This is a genomic window from Trinickia dabaoshanensis (genome assembly GCF_002879885.1).
Classification (GTDB): Bacteria; Pseudomonadota; Gammaproteobacteria; order Burkholderiales; family Burkholderiaceae; genus Trinickia; species Trinickia dabaoshanensis.
On record NZ_PNYA01000027.1, the window covers coordinates 58,036 to 79,068 of the forward strand.

Sequence of the window (21,033 nt, forward strand, 5' to 3'; positions counted from 1 at the left end):
CACGGGCGCGTACCAGGGAAGGCAGCGCACGATCGTGGTCAAGCGGTGTCGGCTTGAATTATCGATACAAAATCGGCAAAAAGCAAAACTGCAAAAAGCCAGGGTACCGTTTCACATGCACGGAACGTTCCAACCGCCGCGATCACGCGCCTTCCGGCGCAACCTCGCTGCGGCGCAGCTTTCCTCACACGTTTGATCAGGCTTGCGAACGCTGTCCTCGCCGCTCGTGCCGCCTGCGCCTTCGCGCATGCCTGCGTGCGCGGCCGCGCTGCAAACGACGCTGGAGCATAGTCGGCGCTTTGACGCGAGATTAACGTACGATCACCGACATTGCGATATTTCTTTCATAATCGTTTTCACGCATGCATTGAATAATTCCTACAACAAAGTCCGATTAATGCTGCCAGCGCTTGCCTCCGCAGGCAAAAAAGACATCGAGTCGCGCGCTCCTGAAAAGACTCACCTTACTGCGCTCGACCGCGCTAATAGGTGAGTCTTTTCGGGATGCTATCCGGCGCGATCGCCATCGGCCGCATCGCTCCCGAATCTTCTCACCGTTCGTCGCTTCGCGTTGCTTTCGAAGCCGGGAAAGCGTATCTCAAATCGATGGCATGCGCTTCGCCTTCTCCTTCTCGCTCTCGTTGGAAGCAAGGGCCGGTATGGCCCGCTGCTCGATGGCCGCACGCGAGGCGCCCGCGGCCAGACGCGCGGCCATCGCCGCATTCATCGCTTCCTCGATTCGCTCTTTGTTATAGGGCTTGCGCAGCAGCATCGCGCCGGCAAGCGCTTGGTGATCGCTGTCCTCGGGCAACGCGTCGTAGCCCGTCGCGAATATCACGCGCAAACCCGGCTGCAATGCGAGGGCCCGCATCGCGAGTTCGTCGCCCGACAAATCCGGCAACGAGATATCCGTGACGATCACGTCGAAGGCGTGCTCGCTGAGCAACCGCAACGCGTCGGTCGCATCGCCCGCCTCCGTCACGGCGTGACCGAGGTAGCTGAGCATATCGGCCGTCGTGAAGCGAACCATGGCGTCATCGTCGACGAGCAGCACGCGCGCGGGCACCCGCGCTGCGTCCGGCACGACTTCTTGCGCCGGCGCGGGCAGAATCGGCGTCTCGACCGGCACCGGTTGAGCGCGCGCTTGGTTGCGCAGAACATAGCGAATCTTGCGCGCCATCGCTTCTCGGCTATACGGTTTGCTGAGCAGGTCCACCCCTTCGTCGAGGCGGCCGCCGTGCACGATCGCGTTGTCGGTGTAGCCGGAGGTGAACAGAACGGCGATATTCGGCAGGCGTTCGCGCGCCTTACGGGCCAGTTCAGGACTGCCGAGCGGCCCGGGCATCACCACGTCGGTGAACAGCAGATCGATGGGCACGCCGCTCTCGACGATCGCCATCGCGCTTTGCGCGTCCTTCGCTCTCAGCACGCGGTAGCCGAGTTCGGAAAGCAGATCGACCACGGTTCCACGCACATCCTCATCGTCCTCGACGACGAGCACCGTCTCGTTGCCGCCGGTGATCGCCCCCGTTTCGAGATCGGTTTCGACCTCCTCCGGCTGCTGCGCGCGCGGCAAGTAGATACGCACGGTGGTGCCATGTCCCACTTCGCTGTAGATCTTGATGTGCCCGCCCGATTGCTTGACGAAACCATACACCATGCTCAGGCCGAGGCCCGTGCCTTGCCCCTCGGGCTTGGTCGTATAAAAAGGCTCGAATACGCGCTCGAGCAGCTCCGAGGGAATCCCGCATCCGGTATCGGTCACCGCCACCATGACATACTGCCCCGCCGCGACGTCGGTGTGACGCGCGACGTAGGTATCGTCGAGAAAGGCGTTACCGGCTTCGATCGTGAGCTTGCCTTGCGCTTGCATGGCGTCGCGCGCGTTGATCGCGAGATTGAGCAACGCGTTTTCGACCTGGACGGTATCGACGAACGTGTTCCAGAGGCCGCCCGCGATGATCGTCTCGATCTCCACGCCTTCGCCCAGCGAGCGCCGCAGCATATCGTCGATGCCGCGAATGAGCCGGCCCAGGTTGACGCTCTTCGGCGAAAGCGGCTGCCTACGGCCGAATGCCAGCAACTGCGAGGCAAGACGCGAGCCCCGCGAAGTCGCCGCAATCGCTGTCTGCAAGCGCTGCTCCGCGCGCAAATTGCCGGCCACGTCGCGGCTCAACAACTGGAGATTGCCCGCAATCACTTGCAAAACGTTGTTGAAGTCGTGCGCCACGCCGCCCGTCAGCTTGCCGATGGCTTCCATCTTTTGCGCCTGCCGCAGCTGCGCTTCGGTATGCACGCGCTCGGCGATCGCGGCTGCGACGCGCCGCTCGAGGACCACGTTCGCTTCTCGCAAAATATGCTCGGCTTCTTTGCGATGCGTGATGTCGATGATGGAACCGATGTAGCCGAGAAACGCGCCATCGTCGCTAAAGCGCGGGGCCGCGGCACTGAGCGCCCAGCGATAAACCCCGTCCGAGCGCCGGACCCGGCACTCGGCGCTGAACGGTTCGCTACGACTAGTGGCCGCCGCGAAAGAAGCTTCGTACTGCTTACGATCTTCGGGATGCAATGCCGCCCAGGCACCGGCGCCCAATGCGTCTTCCAATGCCTGGCCCGTGAACTCGCACCACAGCCGGTTCAGGTACGTCAGCGATCCGCTAGGCTCGCTGACCCACATCATCACGGGCGCATGGTTGGCCATGTTCCGGAAGCGCGCCTCGCTTTCGAGCAACTCGCGCGTCGCGTTGCGCCGCAAGCGCGCCATCTCCAAGTTGGCATTGACGCGTGCCATCAGTTCGCGCGCCGAGAACGGCTTCGTCAGGTAATCGTCGGCGCCCGATTCGAGTCCTTCGACGCGCGCCTCTTCGCCCGCGCGCGCCGACAGCATGACGAACGGCAAATCGCGCAATTGGGCGTCGCCGCGAATCTCGCGCAACAAGCCGAAGCCGTCGAGCACGGGCATCATCACGTCGCTCAAGATGAGGTCGGGCTTGCACCGCCGAATCGCGTCGAGCGCGGCTTGACCGTCGGGCACCGTCTCCACCTCCCAACGAGTCCTCAGCATGCGGCCCACGTAATCGCGCATGTCGGCGTTATCGTCGGCGACCAACACGCGCGCGCCTACCGTACCGCTGCCGAACGACCATTCCGGTATGTCGTCCGCGCGTTCGATCGATGCGTCGTCCTCGGTCTCGCCGCCCAATTCGTCATCGAGCGGGAGCCAGCGCAGCGCTTCTTCCACATAGGCGTCGGCACGCGCCGAGCGCTGCGACGGCGTGAGCGCGGAACCCACGCGCTCCGCCGGCAAATGCGCATAACCGAACGGTAGCCGAAGGACGAACGACGTTCCGTGCCCCACCTCGCTGCTCACCGTGATGGTGCCGCCGTGGAGCTTGACCAACTCTTGAACCAGCGCGAGCCCGATACCCGATCCTTCGAACGAGCGGCTGCGTTGCCCCTCCACCCGATGAAACCGCTCGAACAGTCGCGGCAATTCTCGCGCGGGGATGCCTACCCCCGTGTCGCGCACGACCACTTCAGCGGCGGTGCCGTCGCCGCACGGACGCACGATAACGCCGATTTCGCCTTCGAACGTGAACTTGAACGCGTTCGACAGCAAATTCAAGACGATCTTCTCCCACATGTCCCGGTCGACGTAGACGGGTTGCGGGAGCGGTTCACACTCGATCGACAGCGAGAGCCGCGCGCGTTCGGTCGCCGATTCGAAGTTCGATGCAAGCTCGGCCGTCAGTTTGGAGAGATCCGTCGGCTCGAACGCGGCGACCACTCGTCCCGCCTCGATCCGCGAAAAGTCGAGCAGCGAATTGACGAGCTTGAGCAGGCGCAAGCCATTTCGATGCGCCGTCACGAGACGTTGCCGCTGCGCCGCGGCAAGCGCCGCATCGCTCGTATCGCCGAGCGCATCTTCGATTGGCCCGAGCATGAGCGTGAGCGGCGTGCGAAATTCGTGGCTGACGTTAGAGAAAAACGCCGTCTTCGCGCGGTCGATTTCGGCCAACGCCTCGGCCCGCCGGCGCTCTTCCTCGTAAGCTTGCGCGTGAGCGACGGCTGCTCCGATCTGGCCGGCGACGAGATTCAAGAACCCGCGATAAGGCTCATCGAACAAGCGGAAGGGATTCAAACCGACGACGAGCGCCCCGGCGTGACCGCTCTCGCCCGACGGCAGGATCGGCATTACGACACCCTGCGTGGGCGGCTCGGGCCACGGTCCGGCCGGCAGCGGCGATGCGACGAGCTCTCTCAGGTTCGGCACGAGAACGGGCCGATGCGTGCGCAACGCCTCATGCACCGGCCACGGAACTGCACGATCCTCGGGCAGGCGTGCCGGCGCCGCTTCGTGCCCGGCCTCGATGCCCGAGGCCGCGATGAGCACGATGTCGTCCGCCCCCGACGGCGCGAGATAGAGCAGGGCGAAGGGCAAATCGCGCGTGTGCCGCTCCAGCGCGGCGACACTGCGTTCGCTGGCATCTTGCCAAGTACGCGCGTCGGCCGCACCCGCGGCGAGATCGCGCAACAGGGCAAGCTGGCGCTCGCCGATCACGCGCTGCGTATCGTCGGTGTTGGCGCAGATGATGCCGCCAATGGTGCCGTCGTCGTTCGGGATCGGGCTGTAGGAGAACGTGTAATACGTTTCCTCGCGATAGCCGTTGCGCTCCATGATCAGAGGCTGCGCTTCGACATAGATGGCCTCGCGGCCGCTCATGGCGAGTTCGAGCATCCCGCCGATGTCGTCCCAGATTTCGCGCCAGACTTCGGCGATGGGACGTCCGAGCGCCCACGGATGCTTGCCGCCGATGATCGATTGATAAGCGTCGTTATAAAAATAGATCAGCGACGAACCCCAGCCGATCCACATCGGCTGGCGCGAATTGAGGATGATGCGCAGCGCGAGCTTCAGGTTTCGAGGCCAATGCGCGGGATCGCCGAGCGCCGTCTCGCGCCAATCCTGAGCGCGGATGAGCCTACCGAGCTCTCCGCCCCCCGAGAGGAAATCGTTGGTGTCTTCGTTGGGCAACATGCTAGATGCGTCGCTCATAGGGGTTCCCTATTCCGATTCGGCAAAAATATGCACCAGGCACGCAAAAGCCAACAGCCGTCGGTCGGTTGCCGGGCTTGCGCGTCGAGTCGTAACCGGGAGGTTGGGGAATCGCGCCGCGACCCATTCGCCCGCCGTGCAAATTGCAGCACGGCGCAAAGCATCGGGAACCTAGACCGATCGTAAGGGAGCAGACACCGCAGCGCGTTGACGAATTCATGGGGCGCACTTGCTCCTTACGTTCGCCTCAAAAGCGGCGACACGAATGCTCGATCGGGAAAAGAAAGCACGGCGCATGCCATGGCCGGGCATCGATGATGGAGCGGTCGGCGTCGAGCGGCAGGCGTTGGCCGCAGGCGCGCACAGATCACGTCGGATCAAGCACTGGCATGGATTTGCGTCGCACTCTGCGCTGTGTCGCGTGCGCATGGCGCGCGGGCGAGCGTCGAAAGAACCGCGCGTGGAAGTATTTCCTTTTTGCACGGCGGGTGAAGCAACGACATACCTGTCGCCGCACGGCCCGTTTCAACCACGGGCTTGTCGGCGGGCCCCGGGCTTCTCGATTTGGCGGGTACTGCTCCCGCAAAAGCTCACCTCACTGCGACTCGAGTCACGCGACCTGGCAAAGGCCGCGGCAAGCGCATCCGGCGACTCCCGAAAACGCTCACCTTCTCGGAATCGGAAAGTCCTTTGCCGTATTGGGCGGGCCGATGACACTTGGCGTGAAGGTCCGGGCCTACTGCGTCCGCCACTTCCCGAAAACACTCACCTCAAGCCGCCTAAATCGCGCATCCGGGGATGGAAGCGCGATACGGGGGCAATCGTTCGAACACAGGCCTCATCTCCCGAAAACACTCACCACAGGTTGCCGATCCCTCGGCGAGCCGAGGCGAACGGCTTTTCGGACAAGAGCGGCTCTGATGCTTCTGCAAGGCGCATTTGATCGACGGGAGTCGTCGAACGCGATGCCGGTGACGCTGTCGTTGACGCTATCGATACCGCGATGAGGTGAGTCTTTTCGGGATAGTGAGCTTTTTCAGGAGCGGTCAAAACCCGACTTTCAACTGAAACCCGATGGTGAACGGCAGGTTGTCGGACGGGATTGGCGGGATGAGGATGAAGTTCATGCCCACGCGCTTATATACGACCATGACGACGGGCGCGGCCACTGGCCCGATCGAATGATCATGGCCGAAGCCATAACTGCCGTAGTTGTATCCGGAAATCAGGCCGCCCATCACGGCTAAGCGCACGAAGCCCCAATGGGCGAATTCGGGCGCCCATACCCCACCGCCGTACCACGACGGATGGGAAAGCGAATTGCGAAATCCCCCGGCCGTGACGGCCCATTGACCATTGAGCCAACACTCCACGCCCAATCCGGGGTTGACGTCCTCGAACGATTGCTTCGGATGAATGTGATGCGACGCGATCATCGCATCGACCCACAGGCCGCCTCCACACCAATCGGCCGCATGCGCTTGCGTGGACACCATCATGGACGCCATCGTGCCAAGCACGACCGCCGATATCGCCTTCGCCGCGCGCGCGCCGATGCGGCGCGCAGCCGCCATCCTCAAACGCATGTCCTCTCCGTTTGCCGGTCGGAGCCGGCGTGGTTGTCGTCTGTCGTCCCGTTCTCTCGGCTTTGCGCCGTTCGTCGCGCACTCTACTACAGCAATGTTGACGACGCGATGATTAGAGGCCCGACTCGAGCGCGGGCAGGCGAGCAAGACTCAGACCGCAGACTCACACCGAAGACTCATACCGCCGACCTTATCGGAGGGCTCGCGCGCTCAAAGGCCCAAATCGGAGAGGCCGGGATGGTCGTCGGGCCGCCGGCCTAGAGGCCAACGATACAGACGTTCGCTTTCGCGAATCGGCAAATCGTTGATGCACGCAAAACGGCGCGCCATCAAGCCTCGTTCGTCGAACTCCCAGTTCTCGTTGCCGAACGAGCGAAACCAGTTGCCGGAATCGTCGTGCCACTCGTAGGCGAAGCGAACGGCAATGCGGTTGCCGTCGTGCGCCCACAGTTCCTTGATGAGGCGGTAGTCGAGTTCCTTGGCCCATTTGCGCTGCAAGAAGGCGACGATCTGCGCGCGCCCGGTCACGAATTCGGCCCGGTTTCGCCATACGCTTTGCGGCGTGTAGGCCAGCGCGACACGCTCGGGGTCGCGCGAGTTCCAACCGTCCTCGGCCGCCCGCACTTTCTGTTTCGCGGTTTCGAGCGTGAAGGGCGGCAACGGCGGCCGCATTTCATTAGGACTACTATCCGACATACGCTTCTCCTAGGTGGATACGCGCTTCGCCTTGGAAGCGCGCGGTCGCGGCATCGACGCCGCATGATCGAGCAATTGACGCGCGGCGGCTTGCGCGTCGTCGGCGGCATCGGCCGCTCCGCTCACGAGCGCAACGCCGATCGCGCCGTCGACGAGCACGAGCCATTGCCGCGCGAGCGCCGTGGCTTGACGCGCATCGATACCGTGCTCCTCGGCGAACGCCGCGAAGCATGCTTCGATAAAGCGCAGCAGCGCTGCCTTGTGCTCGCGGGCAACGATCCGAATCGGATCGGCGGGCGAAGCGATTTCGCCGGATGCATTGAGAAACGCGCATCCGTGAAAGCCGGGCGAGGCAAACCATTCGCGCAAGACGTCGAACATGCCGAGCAATTGGCCGCCGGGCGAGTTCCCCTTGCGCCGCGTGCTCTGTTCGAACCAGTCCATCCACCGCAGATGCCGTCGCTCGAGCGCCGCGGCCACGAGCGCATCCTTCGATTCGAAGTACGCATAAAAGCTCTTGCGGGTCGCCTGCGAAGCGCGAACGATCGCATCGACCCCGGTGGCATGAATACCGCCCGCATAGATCAGCGCCTCCGCCGCGTCGAGCAGCCGGTCGCGCGGGCCCGGGAGCGTTTTTGGATCGGCATCGCGTATGGCCGGTGGCGAATCGTCGGTTGCTGTTTTCATGCCGACAAAGGTAGAACGATCATTCTCCTTTGTCAATACGATGCCTGCATATAAGCTATCGCCCCGAGGTGAAGTTTTACGGGAGCCGAGCGGGCGGTACGGCGCGGCCGGCGATTGCGAGTAACGACGAAGAGGAAAGCAATGAAGGTGACGACGATCAAGCGCTGGTTGATGCATCGGGCGATGCTGAGCGCGGCCGCGCTGGCGATGGGTGCGCTCGCGATGCCGGGCTGTACGCCGCTACAGGTCGTGTCGCACACGGTATCCGCCGACGAGGCTGGGGTGCCTGTTGGCGAATACGCGCTCGATGCCGATCATTGGAGCATCACGTTCGACGTCGAGCACTTGAAGTACTCGCGCTTCGTGATGCGTTTCGACCGCGCGCACGGCACGCTTCAATGGAAGCCAGGCGGGCTGGAAGCCAGCACGGCCGACATCTCGATCGACGCTGCCAGCGTCGATACGAAAGTGCCGTTGCTCGACAAGATGGTGAAGGGCGCCGACATGTTCGACGCGGCGACGTTCCCGACGATTCGTTTCGTCGGCAACCACTTCGTGAGGACCGGGCCGGCGCAAGGCAAGCTGGAAGGAGACTTGACGATTCGGACGGTGACGCGTCCGGTCACGCTCGACGTGACGTTCAACGGCTATGGACGCAACCCGCTCACGCACGCGGATACACTGGGATTTTCCGCGCACGGCGCGTTCAGCCGTGCGCAGTTCGGATTGGCGACCTGGTATCCCGCGGTCGGCAACGACGTGCAAGTGCGCATCGAAGCCGAGTTCGAGCGACGCTCGAGCGCTACACCGTCCAATCCAGAATGACTTTGCCGCTTTCACCGGAGAGCATGGTGGCGAACGCTTCTTGGTAGTCGTCCACCGCGAAGCGGTGCGTGAGGATCGGCGAGAGATCGAGGCCGCTTTGCAGCATCGCCACCATCTTGTACCAAGTCTCGAACATTTCGCGCCCGTAAATGCCCTTGATTTCGAGCCCCTTGAAAATCACCTGATTCCAGTCGATAGCGGTTTGCGCGGGCGGGATACCGAGCAACGCGATTTTCCCGCCGTGGTTCATCGCCTCGAGCATGCCGGTGAATGCGCTGGGCACACCCGACATTTCGAGGCCTACGTCGAACCCTTCCGTCATGTGCAGCTCGCTCATGACGTCGCGCAACGACTCCTTCGAGATGTTGACGGCTCGCGTGGCGCCCATCTTGCGCGCGAGGCCGAGCCGGTATTCGTTCACATCGGTGATCACGATGTTGCGCGCGCCGACGTGCCGCGCGATCGCCACGGCCATGATGCCGATGGGTCCCGCTCCGGTGATCAACACGTCCTCGCCGACCAAGTTGAACGACAGCGCGGTGTGCGTCGCGTTGCCGAACGGGTCGAAGATCGCGGCGAGATCGTCGGAGATTTCGTCGGGAATCTTGAAGGCGTTGAAGGCGGGAATCACGAGATACTCGGCGAATGCGCCCTCCCGGTTCACACCGACGCCGATGGTGTTGCGGCATAGATGACGCCGGCCCGCACGGCAGTTACGGCAGAAGCCGCACGTGATATGTCCTTCGCCCGAGACGCGATCGCCAATGGCGAAGCCTCGCACCTCTTGTCCCATTTCGACGATTTCACCGACGTACTCGTGGCCTACGTGCATCGGCACGGGAATCGTCTTTTGCGCCCAGTCGTCCCATTTCCAAATATGAATGTCGGTGCCGCATATCGCCGTGCGCTTGATGCGGATCATGACATCGTTGTGGCCCACTTCGGGCTTGTTTACTTGCGTCAGGGTGAGCCCGGGCGCGCGTTCGAGTTTGGCGAGTGCCTTCATGTTCGGGGCTCCTTAAACGATGCCGAGCGAGCGGCCCACGCGCGTGAACGCATCGACGGCGCGATCGATTTGCTCCGGGGTATGCGCCGCGCTCATTTGCGTACGGATACGGGCGCGGCCCTTCGGCACGACGGGATACGAGAAACCGATCACATAGACGCCTTCCGCGAGGAGCGCATCGGCCATCTTCGATGCAACCGATGCATCGCCGAGCATCACGGGAATGATCGGGTGTTGACCCGGTACGAGCGTAAAGCCCGCCGCGCTCATCGCCTCCCGAAAACGCTCACCGTTGGCGCGGACGCGCCGGCGCAATTGCGCGCCTTCGTCGCTTGCGAGCAATTCGAGCACTTCGAGAGAAGCCGCCGCGATGCTCGGTGTGAGCGTATTGGAAAAGAGGTAGGGCCGCGAACGCTGGCGCAATAGCTCGACCACTTCGCGCCGTGCCGCGACGTATCCGCCCGAGGCGCCGCCCAGCGCTTTGCCGAGCGTGCCCGTGATGATGTCGACGCGTCCTTGCACACCGCAAAACTCGGGCGTGCCGCGGCCGTGCTCGCCGATGAAGCCGACCGCATGCGAATCGTCGACCATCACGATCGCGCCGTAACGGTCGGCCAAATCGCAGATGCCGGCGAGGTTGGCAATGATGCCGTCCATCGAAAAAACACCGTCGGTGGCGATCAGCTTGAAGCGCGCGCCGGCGGCATCGGCCTCGCGCAACTTCGCTTCGAGATCGGCCAGGTCGTTGTTCTTGTAGCGATAACGCTTGGCCTTCGACAAACGGACCCCGTCGATGATGCTCGCGTGATTGAGTTCGTCGCTGATGATCGCGTCGGTTTCGTCGGTTAGCGTTTCGAACAAGCCCCCGTTCGCGTCGAAGCAGCTCGAATACAGAATGCAGTCCTCGGTACCGAGGAAGGCGGATAACGCCTGCTCGAGTTCCTTGTGCACCGTCTGCGTGCCGCAGATGAAGCGCACGGAGGCCATGCCGAAACCGTCCTTGTCGAGTCCCTCTTTCGCGGCCGCGATCAAGCGCGCATCGTTCGCGAGCCCGAGATAGTTGTTGGCGCAAAAATTGAGGACGTCTTCACCGCTGGCGAGATGCACGTCGGGCGATTGCGGGCTCGCGATCACGCGTTCGGTTTTATAGAAGCCATCGGCTCGGATCTGATCGATCGTGCCGCGCAAGTGGCCGAGAAAAGTGTCGCGCATCGGTTCGCTCCTGACGGGAAGGGTGGCGCTTGCGCCGGATGGCGGGCAAGGCAGCCGTCTATTGCTGTTATAGTCGGTTGTCCGGTTTTGCCGAACAATTCCAATTTTCCGAACACAAGTTCGATATAGCGAACGACTTTAAGCGATCGAAAACAAAATGGCAAGCTCCGCCAATCGGCGCACCGCGCCCGCACCCGCTCAAGCCGGATCCGTTGCCGCCTTGGCACCGCCTCGCGTCGGGGAGCACATTCAGCGGCTCCGCATGGAGCGAAAACTGACGCTGGACGACTTGTCGCGGGCGGCCGGCGTCTCGAAGTCGATGCTTTCCGAAATCGAGCGGGACAAGGCCAATCCGACGATCGCCGTGGCGTGGCGACTCACGAACGCGCTCGGGGTAAGCCTCGATCAATTGTTTGCCGCCCAGCGCGCGCCCGAAACGATCGCCGTCTCGGGACCGCACGAGATCCCCACGCTCGACGGACACGAAGCCAAATACCAGCTACGCGTCTGGGGGCCTATCGAGCTGGCGGGCAAATTCGAATGGTATGAATTGACGTTGCAGCCGGGCGGCGCACTGACGTCGAACGCCCACGAGCCCGGTACGCGCGAGCATCTCACCGTGCTCGCGGGTTCGATCGAAATCGAAAGCGCGGGCGAGACCAAGCGACTCAAACTCGCCGATACGGCCCGCTACCAGGCCGATGTGCCTCATGCAATTCGCAATGCCGGCAAAGCCGAAGCGAAAGCGCTGCTCGTCGTCATTCATGGTTAGTCGCTGACGAGGCAAGGAGGTTTGGCCGCCTCGTCCGAATACTGTATATTTCCACAGTATCTCGATATTCGGAGAGCGGCCATGAAAGAAAACGATCTTGCCGCGCTGCGCTTTCAGGCCGCGGCGCGCGACCTCGACCACATCGTCCGTCATATCGCGGGACGCTATGTCGTCCAAGGCGTACCGCTGACGTGGCGGTTATTGCACGGGATCGAAGCGGAAGCGCTGGCGGACCTCGGGTTTGCTAGTCGGCATGAAGCCGACGTGCTCGATTTGTTCAAGCGCCCGGAAGATATGACGTACCCCGAAACGGACGACCCGGCGACGTTCGGTAAATCGAACGCTTTGCCGATGGCGTTCGCGTTCGCGGTAGCGGCCTATGAAGACGCGCAAAACGCGCCGTCGCCCGATAAGAGGACACATCGCCAAGACGCGCCGCGCCAGCCTCGGGGCGTAGGGCAATGACGCCGAGACTCCCGTAACGGCTCACCTCAAGAGTCCCGAAAAGCCTCACCTCTTGAAGAGGACTGGTGCAATCAAAGGTAAATCAAGCGTTTATGTTCGAGTCGTCGATGCGCGCGGCAAGCATGAAACGCGTCACCGCCTCGAGCCGCGATCGTTTGATCCCCGACGAATGATCGCACTCGGGACACAGCAGCTCGAAGCCATCGTCGGCGCGTGCGAGTTCGGGCTCGCCATCGACGCACTTCGGACAATGTGCCGGAATCTGCGCGAGCGCGTCGGCCGTCGTACCGAGCGCCGCAAAGTCGGCATCGTCGAGTCTCCCCGTTTCCGCCCAGCCACGCAGCAACGCGGCCAATTCGGGCGAAAACGCGCCGCGTTCTTGGGATGCGGCAAGCTCGCGCGTTAGCGCATCGATTTCGTCCGATTGCTCGCGCACTTGCGCTTCAAGGCGATCGCCTCGCCCTTTTGCCGCGCTAAGTTGCTGAATGAAATCGAACTCTTTCCGACTCGCGTCACGTATGCCGGCTTGATAGGTCGCGGCCATCGTGCGCAACGAATCGAGTTCCACGAGCATGGGCTTCACGCGCCGTTCGGCTTCCGAAATGGCGTCTTTGATTTGTGTCGCATAGTGTTCCGTGCTCTGACGCAGTTCTTGATGCAGCGAATCGATGCGCTCGCGCAAGGCGGCATTGGCGGCCCGCTCCGTCTCGAGCTGTTGCTCCAGGCGTGCGCGTTCGGTTTCCAATCGAACGACCGTCGCTTGCAGCGCATCTTCGCTGCTCGTGCGTTTGGCCATGGACGCGCTGACTTGCGCTTCGAGCATCTGCGCGCGTTCCAAGGCCTCTTGCGCTCGGGCTTCGCTGCGCTGCACGGCTTCATTGGCTAGTTGTTGCCGGATTTGCGCTTCGCGCTCAGTGCTCTGCGCTTGCGCCAAAGCATCGACAAGCTGTTTGCGCTCATCCTCGAGCGTGAGTTTTGCCTCCGTAAGCGCGTGCTCGAACAGCGCACCCAAGAGTTCGCCTGCTTTCTCTTCGAGACCTCGAGGAATTGCACCGGCGCCGATCCTCACGCGCGACGCGTCGCGGATGCGCTCCCAAAAATGGTCGATATCTTTGGGGATATCGCTTGCGCTGCCGGTTTGGGTCAGTTCGCGAACGGCGGCTGCGGACGGGCGGATTCCCAGATCGAAGAACAATCGTTTGCAGGCATGCAGCGAAAGTTCGCGTCGGTGCGCGCCCGTATTTCGCAACGATTCAAGTTCGTTTCGGATGGCTTCGCGTTGCTCGTCGAGGGTCATGGGCGCGGTGATTGGCTTTTAAACGTATCAATAATAACGGATCACGTATCGAATGATACATTCATTGCGTCAATGTTGGCTGGATGTCAGAAAGACCCATAGATGATAGTCGCGGCTTACGTCCATCGCCATGCGTCGTCGGAATTTCGTGAAACAAAGCGAGGATTGTGGGATAAGTTATTGGGGATAAAGGCTTTTTAGAAGGGGCTGCAGTATCGGCCGTTGTTTCACGCGGCGGTGCTCTTTTTAGTCTGCTGTATGTCTCGGGAACACACGGGGCACGTCTTGAGAGTAGTTAAGTAAACACCCTTGAACCTTAGTTAAAAACGTTAACGCCTTGTGAAACCCTTGCTGGGCAAGGATCTCCGACCGGTTGGGTGAAGCTTTGCGGGAGGTGACGTGAGCTTTGGCGGGATCGGTCCGTGATGGGGTTCAGGGACACCCGTGAGAGGTATCGGGAAAGGATGTGAGGGGATTCAGGAAGGGACGATCGATGCCAAAACTTCGAAGGTGAGTGATTTCGGGAGTTGGCAGGCCGGCAACCCCCGTGGGCGCGCGAGCCGGCTTCTTCGATCGGTTTGCCTTCGGTGAGCGGTTGCGGGACGGGTAAAAACGGCGAATTTCGGGGTCGAGAGACAGTTAAAAATGGCTTGGGTGAGGCGTTGCGGGAAAAAAAGCGTCTTCGGGGTGAGGCTTTTCGGGAAAACATCGGCCGGACAGAGCCGTAAAGGGGCCAAAGGTGAGGCTTATCGGGAGCGGGATCGATGATTCGTAGCTCGTCGCCTCGGTTGCTCCGCGCGATCTCTTGTCGAGGTGAGCCTTTTCGGGATCGCTGCGGTGCCGGTTCGCGGGCATGGCTCCAGTATCCGCTTGCGACTCTGAAGTGAGCGTTTTCGGGATGCGAACGGGCTGGGGAACCTGCGCCATTTAGGAAGTTAGCCTCCACTTTCACGGAAAGCTAGGCGCTATCGCATTGGTGAGCCGGCGCGAAGCGGGATGAAATCGACAAAGGTGAGTGTTTTCGGGGACGTTGCGGGATGAGTCGGTAGCCCTCGCTGCGCCGAGCCGTGGCCCCAAAAGGTGAGCCGATTCGGGAGCTGTGAGGAAAGAGCACCGGGTCGTCACGCTGGTGCTAAGTATCGGATCTATTTGGGAAATGTTGCGCATGCTCCGATAAGGTGAGCGTTTGCGGGAGCACCGCCATTGGGTGCGGAATGGTGTCCGGCCGGCCGATAAAAGCGGTTCAGGTGAAGGTTTTCGGGACCCGAATGCCACGTCGAAGGCGCTCCAATGGGCCAAGCGCCCGGCAGTTGGTCGTTTCTGTCCCGATGAAGGTGAGCTTCTTCGGGACGACGTTATTCCCAATCATTATCATCCGCCGGCCCTGCCCTATCGCTTGCCAATGGAGCGTACGGAATATCGATAGGCGAATGCGGGACTGAAGCGGGGCTCCGGCGCGACCTCGCGAGGGGCCGGTGTCGCATTCTTGCAGCGATCCCGGTCGTGGCCCGGTCGCGGTCGATGAGCGTGCGAATCTATCGGCGATTTCAGTGCCGAATTGCCGTCGCTAAATAGCGACATTTTTTGTGGTGAGTGAATACGGGAGGCCGCGAACACGCTTCGAGCACGGCGGTCAGGCACGCTTGGCGGTGAACGCTAAGCGCCGTAAAGGAGCCGTTTGCCCTCCCATATGCGTTCCGGTGAGCCTTTGCGGGAGCCAATCGAGGTGAGGCAGCGCGTTCTGACGCATTTCACCGCGAAGGGTGAGAGCGTGCTTGTAGACGCCCATCACCGCACTCTGTATCCTGTCGGAAATTTTCTTTCCCGACCGACGCATGGCAACGAAGCGCGCGAAGAAAACCGATGTGGTAAGTCCAAGCTCCGCCGAATTGCGAAAAGCCGTCGAAGCGATCGCGATTCAGCCGAAAAGCGGCAAGATCACGTTGCTCACACGAAAGCTGTTCAACGTGTTGTTGGCGGTCGCCCAACAGGCGGACGAATCGGGCGACACCTATCGTGCGCTCCTGTCCGACATCGTCGCCAACTCCGCTTTCGATTCGAACGATACCGCGCTCGTGAAGGAGCATTTGCGGCGCATGGTGTCGGTCCAGGTGGAATGGAGCCAAGGCACGTCGAGCCAGAAGCCCGGCCGCAAGTGGGGGATCTCCACGCTGATCGCCGACGCGGAAATTCTCGAAGATCCCGCTACGAGGCGGGTGTGGGTCGAGTTTTCGTTCGCGCCGAAGATCAAGAAGAAGCTGCTCGATCCGGTGCAGTACGCACGGTTGAGCTTGCAGTTTCAAAGCCAGCTGCGAAGCAGCGCGGGCCTCGCCTTGTATGAGATCTGCGTGCGCTATCTCACGAATCCGAGCCATCTGACGATGCGCGAGTCGTGGGCTTGGTGGCGCCCGATTCTGTCGGGAACGCCCGATACCGAAGCCGGCGACGAAGCGAAGCGCGAGTACAAATATTTCAAGCGCGACTATCTGCGTCCGGCTATCGCTGAAGTGAACGCCGTGACGAACATTTTCGTGGAACTGATCGAGCATCGCGAAGGCAGGCGCGTCGCCGAAATCCAGTTCCGTGTGACCGAGCGCAAGCAGCCGATGCTGGCCCTCGACGAGCACCCGAACGTTTTCGACAGCACGCTGATCGATCGGATGGTGAAGATCGGTATCCCGCTCAAGGAAGCGCAGACGCTGTATGCGGATAGCGAGGAAAACCGCATACGAGCAGCATTGCAGATGACGGAACAGCGTATGCGCAGCACGTCGCTGCCGCCCGTTCGCAGTGCTCCCGCTTTGTTCAAGGACGCGCTCAAGAAAGGGTATGCTCCGGCGGTCGACCTCATCGATCAGCCTACCGGGGGCGCAGGCAAGGCCATATCGGCTGCGGTGCCGGCCGATGAGCTCAAGGCACGGTTGCTGGACGAGTACGCGGCCTACCGCCGGAAGGAGGCGCGCGTGCTGTACGAGGAGCAAGGTGAGTCGGAACAGGAGGTGGCGCGGCAATCGTTCGAGGACGATATGCTCCCGCAACTGGGGTCCCACCTGCGGGAGGATTGGCGCCGGCGGGGCCTGAGCTCGAAGCTCGGGGAAACGGCCTTCTTCGACTGGCTAGCGCGTAAGACCTGGGGCGAGCCGACCGACGGCGATCTATTGGCGTTCACCTTGAGCCAATCGCGCGCGGCATAACGTTTAAAGCTCGAGACGGCTTACCCTGCCGCCGCGCTCCGGCGCGGCGGATTATTTTGATGGGGTCGCTCAGCTCGCCTGCAGCATCTGTTCGATTTGCCGCAGAATCTCGTCTCGCTTATCTCGAGACAGCCCACGTAGTCGCAACTCTAGGCGGTCGTCGCCGTACGATTTCAAATCCCCCACGGCAACGCCGTCGAGCTTGATTTCCATCCGTTGTGCGTAGCGCTGGCGGGTCGCGGGTTTGACGTTCTCCTCTGGGTTCGCCCTGCCCTTCACGATGTCCGCGACTTGGCGCGTGCTGAGATCGTCGGAAACGATGCGGTTGATCAAGCGCAACGTCGACTCGACACCCCGCGCCGAGTAATACCGGCCGACCTGATAGGCCATGTTCGAACCGAACCGCTCCGGGCGGCCAACCATCTCCTGCATGACCGCTTCCGGCAGTTTGGCGAGAGAAAGCGCGACGGCCACGGTCGACTCGTCGAGTCCCAAATGCTCCGCCAATTCCTTTTGACTTTGAAAATGCTGCTCGTCGAGGAATCGGCGCCAGACGACGGCGTTGTCGAAGACGGTTTGCGAGTCGCGTTGAACGTTTAAATCGTAACCGAGCTTGTAGCTTTCGATGCCGATCGGGAGATCGACGACAACGGCTTTGACCGTTTCTTTGTTGGCCTCTTTCAAGGCGCGGACGCGTCGGCCCCCGTCGCTGACGAAGTACGTCCCCGCATTGGCGTAGTCGGGTATGACGTGAATCGCTTGTTGCTGCCCTTGCTTCGCGAGATTCACGGCCAATTCGGCGATCGACGCTTTCAGGTAGAAATGCCGGGGATTGAACGGGCTCGGCTTAATGGCCTTCAGATCGAGTTCGATGACCTGGCCGGGCTCATAACCATTCACTGCGCGCCACGCGCGGTATTCGGCCGATTCGTTGGCGTTGATGGCCTCCGTCGCGGGTGGGACGGCGCGCAGCGGCGCTTCGGCTCGCTTCGTCGCAGTTTTCGCAGACGGTGCGCCATCGCTTTGAACGAGGTCATCGATCGCATTGAGCCGGTCGAGGGCGGTGCGCTTCTCGCTGCTCGTGGTATCGGGGCGCGCTTGGAAGCCTTTGGCGAACTGGGAGGGTTTCATTCGGTGTCCTTTATGCGCATAAAGTCAGGGGAGCATGGACGCTATTTCCTCCGCGCAAGCGCGGATTTCCGCGGCGGCCAGCTTCGCGCCGCGGTCAGTCATTTGCAATACGGTCTGCCCGAGCGCCATCGCCTGCTTGTAGGCCTCACGCGTCGGGATCTGGGTCTTCAACAAGGGGAAGCCGAGGTCTTCCAACGCGCGCTTGAGTTCGCGCGTCAGCATCCGCTTCTCCTCGGTTTTGTTCAACAGAAACACGGCGCGGAGGTCCTCGTTCATGACCTGCGCTTGCTGTACGAGTTTCACCAAGCCGACGCTCGACCAGTAATCGGCTGGCGATGACGAGGTTGGAATGACGGCAATCGATGCAGCGAGGAGGACAACGCCCGACACTTTCTCTGTGATAGAGGGTGGGCAGTCCACCACGATCACATCGTAGTCGCCGATGAATTTCTTGATCTCCCGATGGATTTGCCCGCCCGCTTCGGACAGGTTCACGACCGGGAATGGAATGCCTGTATCACCGTCAGCGGAAGCGCTGGCCCAATGTACTAGCGTATTTTGGCCATCGGCGTCGACGACAAGAACGCGCTTACCTCTTTCGTGAAAAGCCGCGCCTAGATGCATGGCGATCGTGCTTTTTCCTACCCCGCCCTTCTGTTGAGTTACCGCGACGATTTCCGCTGCCAATTTTTCGCTCCTTAACAGATCGCCGAATTTTACCTTGTATATTTTTATTTTCAATAATTTCGTCGCGATGACACCACGAATTGGCCGTTCGGCCGACGATTTATGCGCATAAAGATGGTGGTTAGCGAGTGACGGGCAAGGGAGGCGCGCATCCGCGTATCGTTGGCTTAGCGCTGGAGTCAGCGAACGTCTCGATGCAAATCTCGATCGCCGAAGGCTGTTGCTCCGACGAGCGCGAGGTGATGTGCGACCGTGGCAGATCTGAGTGCATCGCGATGTAGCCGCAGCTACTCCAGAAGGGGCTGTGATTGCGCGTGTCATAGCGTTGGCACGCAGCGAACGCCCATCCGCATGATGGTGAACGTAGTACCGCTCTGCGCCGCCCTAGCGTGGCTCATCGAACTATTCGCGTCGATAGATCGGTTGCCTTGAGATCGGGATTGACCGGGCGCTGTGAACGGTCGCATCCACCGTCGCGGCAGAGGGTGCCTGCTCGTCTTTATGCGCATAAACATCCCGCCGCTCGAATCCTCTCAGGCGCTGCGGATGCCCAGAAGCCAACACCTTTGAAGTCCAAGCGGCGTTGAAGTACAAGTTCGCGGCGGAAGCCGCTCTGAGGTGACGGAGTCGCTTCCGATGCCCCGTGGCCATTAAAATAACGGTCCCAAAGGCAAACGCACTACGACAATGATCACCATTTACCATAATCCCCGCTGCTCGAAATCGCGCGGAGCTTGCGAGCTAGTCGACGGTCGACTCAATCAGTCGGGCGAAGAAGTGAGGGTCGTCGAATATCTAAAGGAACCGCTGTCGGTGGACGCTTTGAAAGCACTCCATCAAATGCTCGGCGGCTCTGTGCGCGACATGATTCGCGACAACGAAGCGCCCTATAAGGATCTCGGCTTGGCCGATTCCGGTCTCAGCGACGAACAGCTTTACGAAGCGCTGGCCCAGCATCCGATTTTGTTGCAGCGTCCGATCGTCGTCCGCAACGGCCGCGCCGTCATCGCGCGGCCGCCGGAAAACGTCGAAGCCCTGTTCGACTGAAGGGTCCCGGCCGGTGCAATCGGATCGATCCACGCAGTAACGGCACGAATCGAGACGCAGCGTCACGACAGGCGCCGCGAACTGCCCGTGCCAACCGAGCAACTGCAAAATCGGAAAGAAATCCGGAAGATCAGTTCGCCGCCGGCCCGCACGATGGCCGCGACGGCCGCAACAGCCGGCGGCGGCACGGGTATGTGATATTCGTTAGAAAACAAATAAGGCGTAGTGCCCCAACTGCGCAAATTTCGTCAATCGCGAAAGAAAGAAACACGCGAAATAAATAAAGCCTGACCGCGACCACAACCCGCGGTTGCCGTGACCTGTTCGTGCGGCGAGAGCAAGCATCCCGGCTTCCGTATTCCGCTCCGATTCGAACGCCACGTAAGCCGAGACGTTTTCGTTGACATCCTTTCCGCCCAAAATCGAGCTACCGAGCGTGCTTTTGAACTCCGTCGACGTTTCCGGCGACGAATCAGGTGCTCTTCGCCGCCGCTTCGAACTCACCGTTGTCCGCGTTCTTCGTCGCTTGTCCCACGTACCAGTGGCGCGAATCCGGACGAAAACGTCGCACCGCAACGTCATCGCTCCGACACATATGTGTCGATTCGTAACGGCGGGGGATATTGACGAGTTATCCACAGTTTCTGTGGAAAACTTTGTGGAAAGTGTGGCGCGAACCCACAGCCCGCCGGGCGTTTAGTGGGTTGACGGAAAAACGAGCCGGCAGGCGTGCGCACCGGCCGCTATGATGGAGGACCGAGCCCAATCTATGCGTTTCGGTGCGTCGTTCTCACTCAAAGGAGCAAGAACCATGGCATACAAGATCGAGGTCGTTGTCGGCAGCTTGCGCCGCGAATCGTTCAACAAGCAACTGGCACATGCCCTGACTAAACTCGCGAGCGACCAGTTCGAGTTTTCGTTTCTCGATATCGGCACGCTGCCGCTGTACAGCCAAGACTACGATTCGAACTTCCCCGACGTGGCAAAGCAATTGAAGGCGCGCGTCGAAGCTGCGGACGGCCTCATGTTCGTGACGCCCGAATACAACCGGTCCATGCCCGGCGTCCTGAAAAATGCGCTCGATTGGGGCTCGCGGCCCTGGGGGACGAACTCGTGGAAGGATAAGCCGGCGGCCGTGTGTGGGATTTCCGTCGGCGCCACCGGCACGGCACTCGCGCAGCAACATTTGCGCAATGTCCTCTCTTACCTCGATGTGCCGACCCTGGGGCAGCCGGAGATATTCCTCAAGCATACCGATGCGTTCTTCGACGCTTCCGGCGCGATCGGCAACGACGATACGCGCAAATTCCTCACCGCCTTCATGCAACGCTTCGAGGCATGGGTGCAACGGCACCGCGCCGGCAAGTAATCG

The 21,033-nt window shown here is 61.3% G+C and carries 15 protein-coding genes; 6 read left to right on the plus strand and 9 right to left on the minus strand.

Translation table 11 applies throughout. The features are described from left to right. Positions 1–598: 598 nt before the first annotated feature. The 4 genes from C0Z18_RS25025 to C0Z18_RS25040 form a co-directional block, all read right to left on the minus strand. Complete coding sequence (locus tag C0Z18_RS25025; RefSeq protein WP_102648141.1) at positions 599–5,056, minus strand: response regulator; 4,458 nt, start codon at positions 5,054–5,056, stop codon at positions 599–601. Positions 5,057–6,102: 1,046 nt separating this feature from the next. Continuing rightward, positions 6,103–6,564: a hypothetical protein gene (locus tag C0Z18_RS25030; RefSeq protein ID WP_102648200.1), complete on the minus strand. Its 462-nt coding sequence runs from the start codon at positions 6,562–6,564 to the stop codon at positions 6,103–6,105. A gap of 288 nt (positions 6,565–6,852) precedes the next feature. Beyond that, positions 6,853–7,338, minus strand: coding sequence for a nuclear transport factor 2 family protein (locus tag C0Z18_RS25035; RefSeq protein ID WP_102648142.1), 486 nt, complete (start codon positions 7,336–7,338; stop codon positions 6,853–6,855). A 9-nt stretch (positions 7,339–7,347) separates the two neighbouring features. After that, positions 7,348–8,025 carry a TetR/AcrR family transcriptional regulator gene (locus tag C0Z18_RS25040; RefSeq protein ID WP_102648143.1) on the minus strand — a complete coding sequence of 226 codons (678 nt, stop codon included), beginning with the start codon at positions 8,023–8,025 and terminating at the stop codon, positions 7,348–7,350. A 141-nt stretch (positions 8,026–8,166) separates the two neighbouring features. Between C0Z18_RS25040 and C0Z18_RS25045 the strand changes: the two genes are divergently transcribed. Continuing rightward, positions 8,167–8,850 (plus strand): YceI family protein, encoded by a 684-nt coding sequence (locus C0Z18_RS25045; RefSeq protein WP_102648144.1) that lies wholly within the window; start codon positions 8,167–8,169, stop codon positions 8,848–8,850. Here C0Z18_RS25045 and tdh read toward each other — a convergent pair. Next, positions 8,828–9,856 carry an L-threonine 3-dehydrogenase gene (tdh, locus tag C0Z18_RS25050; protein WP_102648145.1) on the minus strand — a complete coding sequence of 343 codons (1,029 nt, stop codon included), beginning with the start codon at positions 9,854–9,856 and terminating at the stop codon, positions 8,828–8,830. The genes C0Z18_RS25045 and tdh overlap by 23 nt on opposite strands. 12 nt (positions 9,857–9,868) lie before the next feature. Further along, positions 9,869–11,068 (minus strand): glycine C-acetyltransferase, encoded by a 1,200-nt coding sequence (locus C0Z18_RS25055; protein WP_102648146.1) that lies wholly within the window; start codon positions 11,066–11,068, stop codon positions 9,869–9,871. Between the two features lie 157 nt (positions 11,069–11,225). Here C0Z18_RS25055 and C0Z18_RS25060 point away from each other — a divergent pair, with 157 nt between their 5' ends. Further along, positions 11,226–11,840, plus strand: a complete 615-nt coding sequence (locus C0Z18_RS25060; protein WP_102648147.1) for a helix-turn-helix domain-containing protein — start codon at positions 11,226–11,228, stop codon at positions 11,838–11,840. An 81-nt stretch (positions 11,841–11,921) separates the two neighbouring features. After that, on the plus strand, positions 11,922–12,305 hold the full coding sequence (locus tag C0Z18_RS25065; protein WP_102648148.1) for a DUF2471 family protein: 384 nt from the start codon (positions 11,922–11,924) through the stop codon (positions 12,303–12,305). Positions 12,306–12,387: 82 nt separating this feature from the next. Here C0Z18_RS25065 and C0Z18_RS25070 read toward each other — a convergent pair whose 3' ends face one another. Then, positions 12,388–13,602 carry a DNA-binding protein gene (locus tag C0Z18_RS25070; RefSeq protein WP_102648149.1) on the minus strand — a complete coding sequence of 405 codons (1,215 nt, stop codon included), beginning with the start codon at positions 13,600–13,602 and terminating at the stop codon, positions 12,388–12,390. A 1,835-nt stretch (positions 13,603–15,437) separates the two neighbouring features. Here C0Z18_RS25070 and C0Z18_RS25080 point away from each other — a divergent pair. Further along, positions 15,438–16,796, plus strand: a complete 1,359-nt coding sequence (locus tag C0Z18_RS25080; protein ID WP_102648151.1) for a replication initiation protein — start codon at positions 15,438–15,440, stop codon at positions 16,794–16,796. Between the two features lie 69 nt (positions 16,797–16,865). Here C0Z18_RS25080 and C0Z18_RS25085 read toward each other — a convergent pair whose 3' ends face one another. Together C0Z18_RS25085 and parA are read right to left on the minus strand one after the other, a co-directional pair. Further along, positions 16,866–17,927, minus strand: coding sequence for a ParB/RepB/Spo0J family partition protein (locus C0Z18_RS25085; RefSeq protein WP_102648152.1), 1,062 nt, complete (start codon positions 17,925–17,927; stop codon positions 16,866–16,868). Positions 17,928–17,951: 24 nt separating this feature from the next. Then, positions 17,952–18,614, minus strand: coding sequence for a ParA family partition ATPase (parA, locus tag C0Z18_RS25090; RefSeq protein ID WP_102648201.1), 663 nt, complete (start codon positions 18,612–18,614; stop codon positions 17,952–17,954). A gap of 687 nt (positions 18,615–19,301) precedes the next feature. On the opposite strand from parA, the gene arsC reads away from it, so the two are divergent. Then, positions 19,302–19,661, plus strand: coding sequence for an arsenate reductase (glutaredoxin) (arsC, locus tag C0Z18_RS25095; protein ID WP_102648153.1), 360 nt, complete (start codon positions 19,302–19,304; stop codon positions 19,659–19,661). 811 nt (positions 19,662–20,472) lie between these two features. Continuing rightward, entirely contained in the window at positions 20,473–21,030 is a 558-nt protein-coding gene (locus C0Z18_RS25105; protein WP_102648155.1) for an NADPH-dependent FMN reductase, read from the plus strand. The last annotated feature ends 3 nt before the right edge of the window (positions 21,031–21,033 follow it).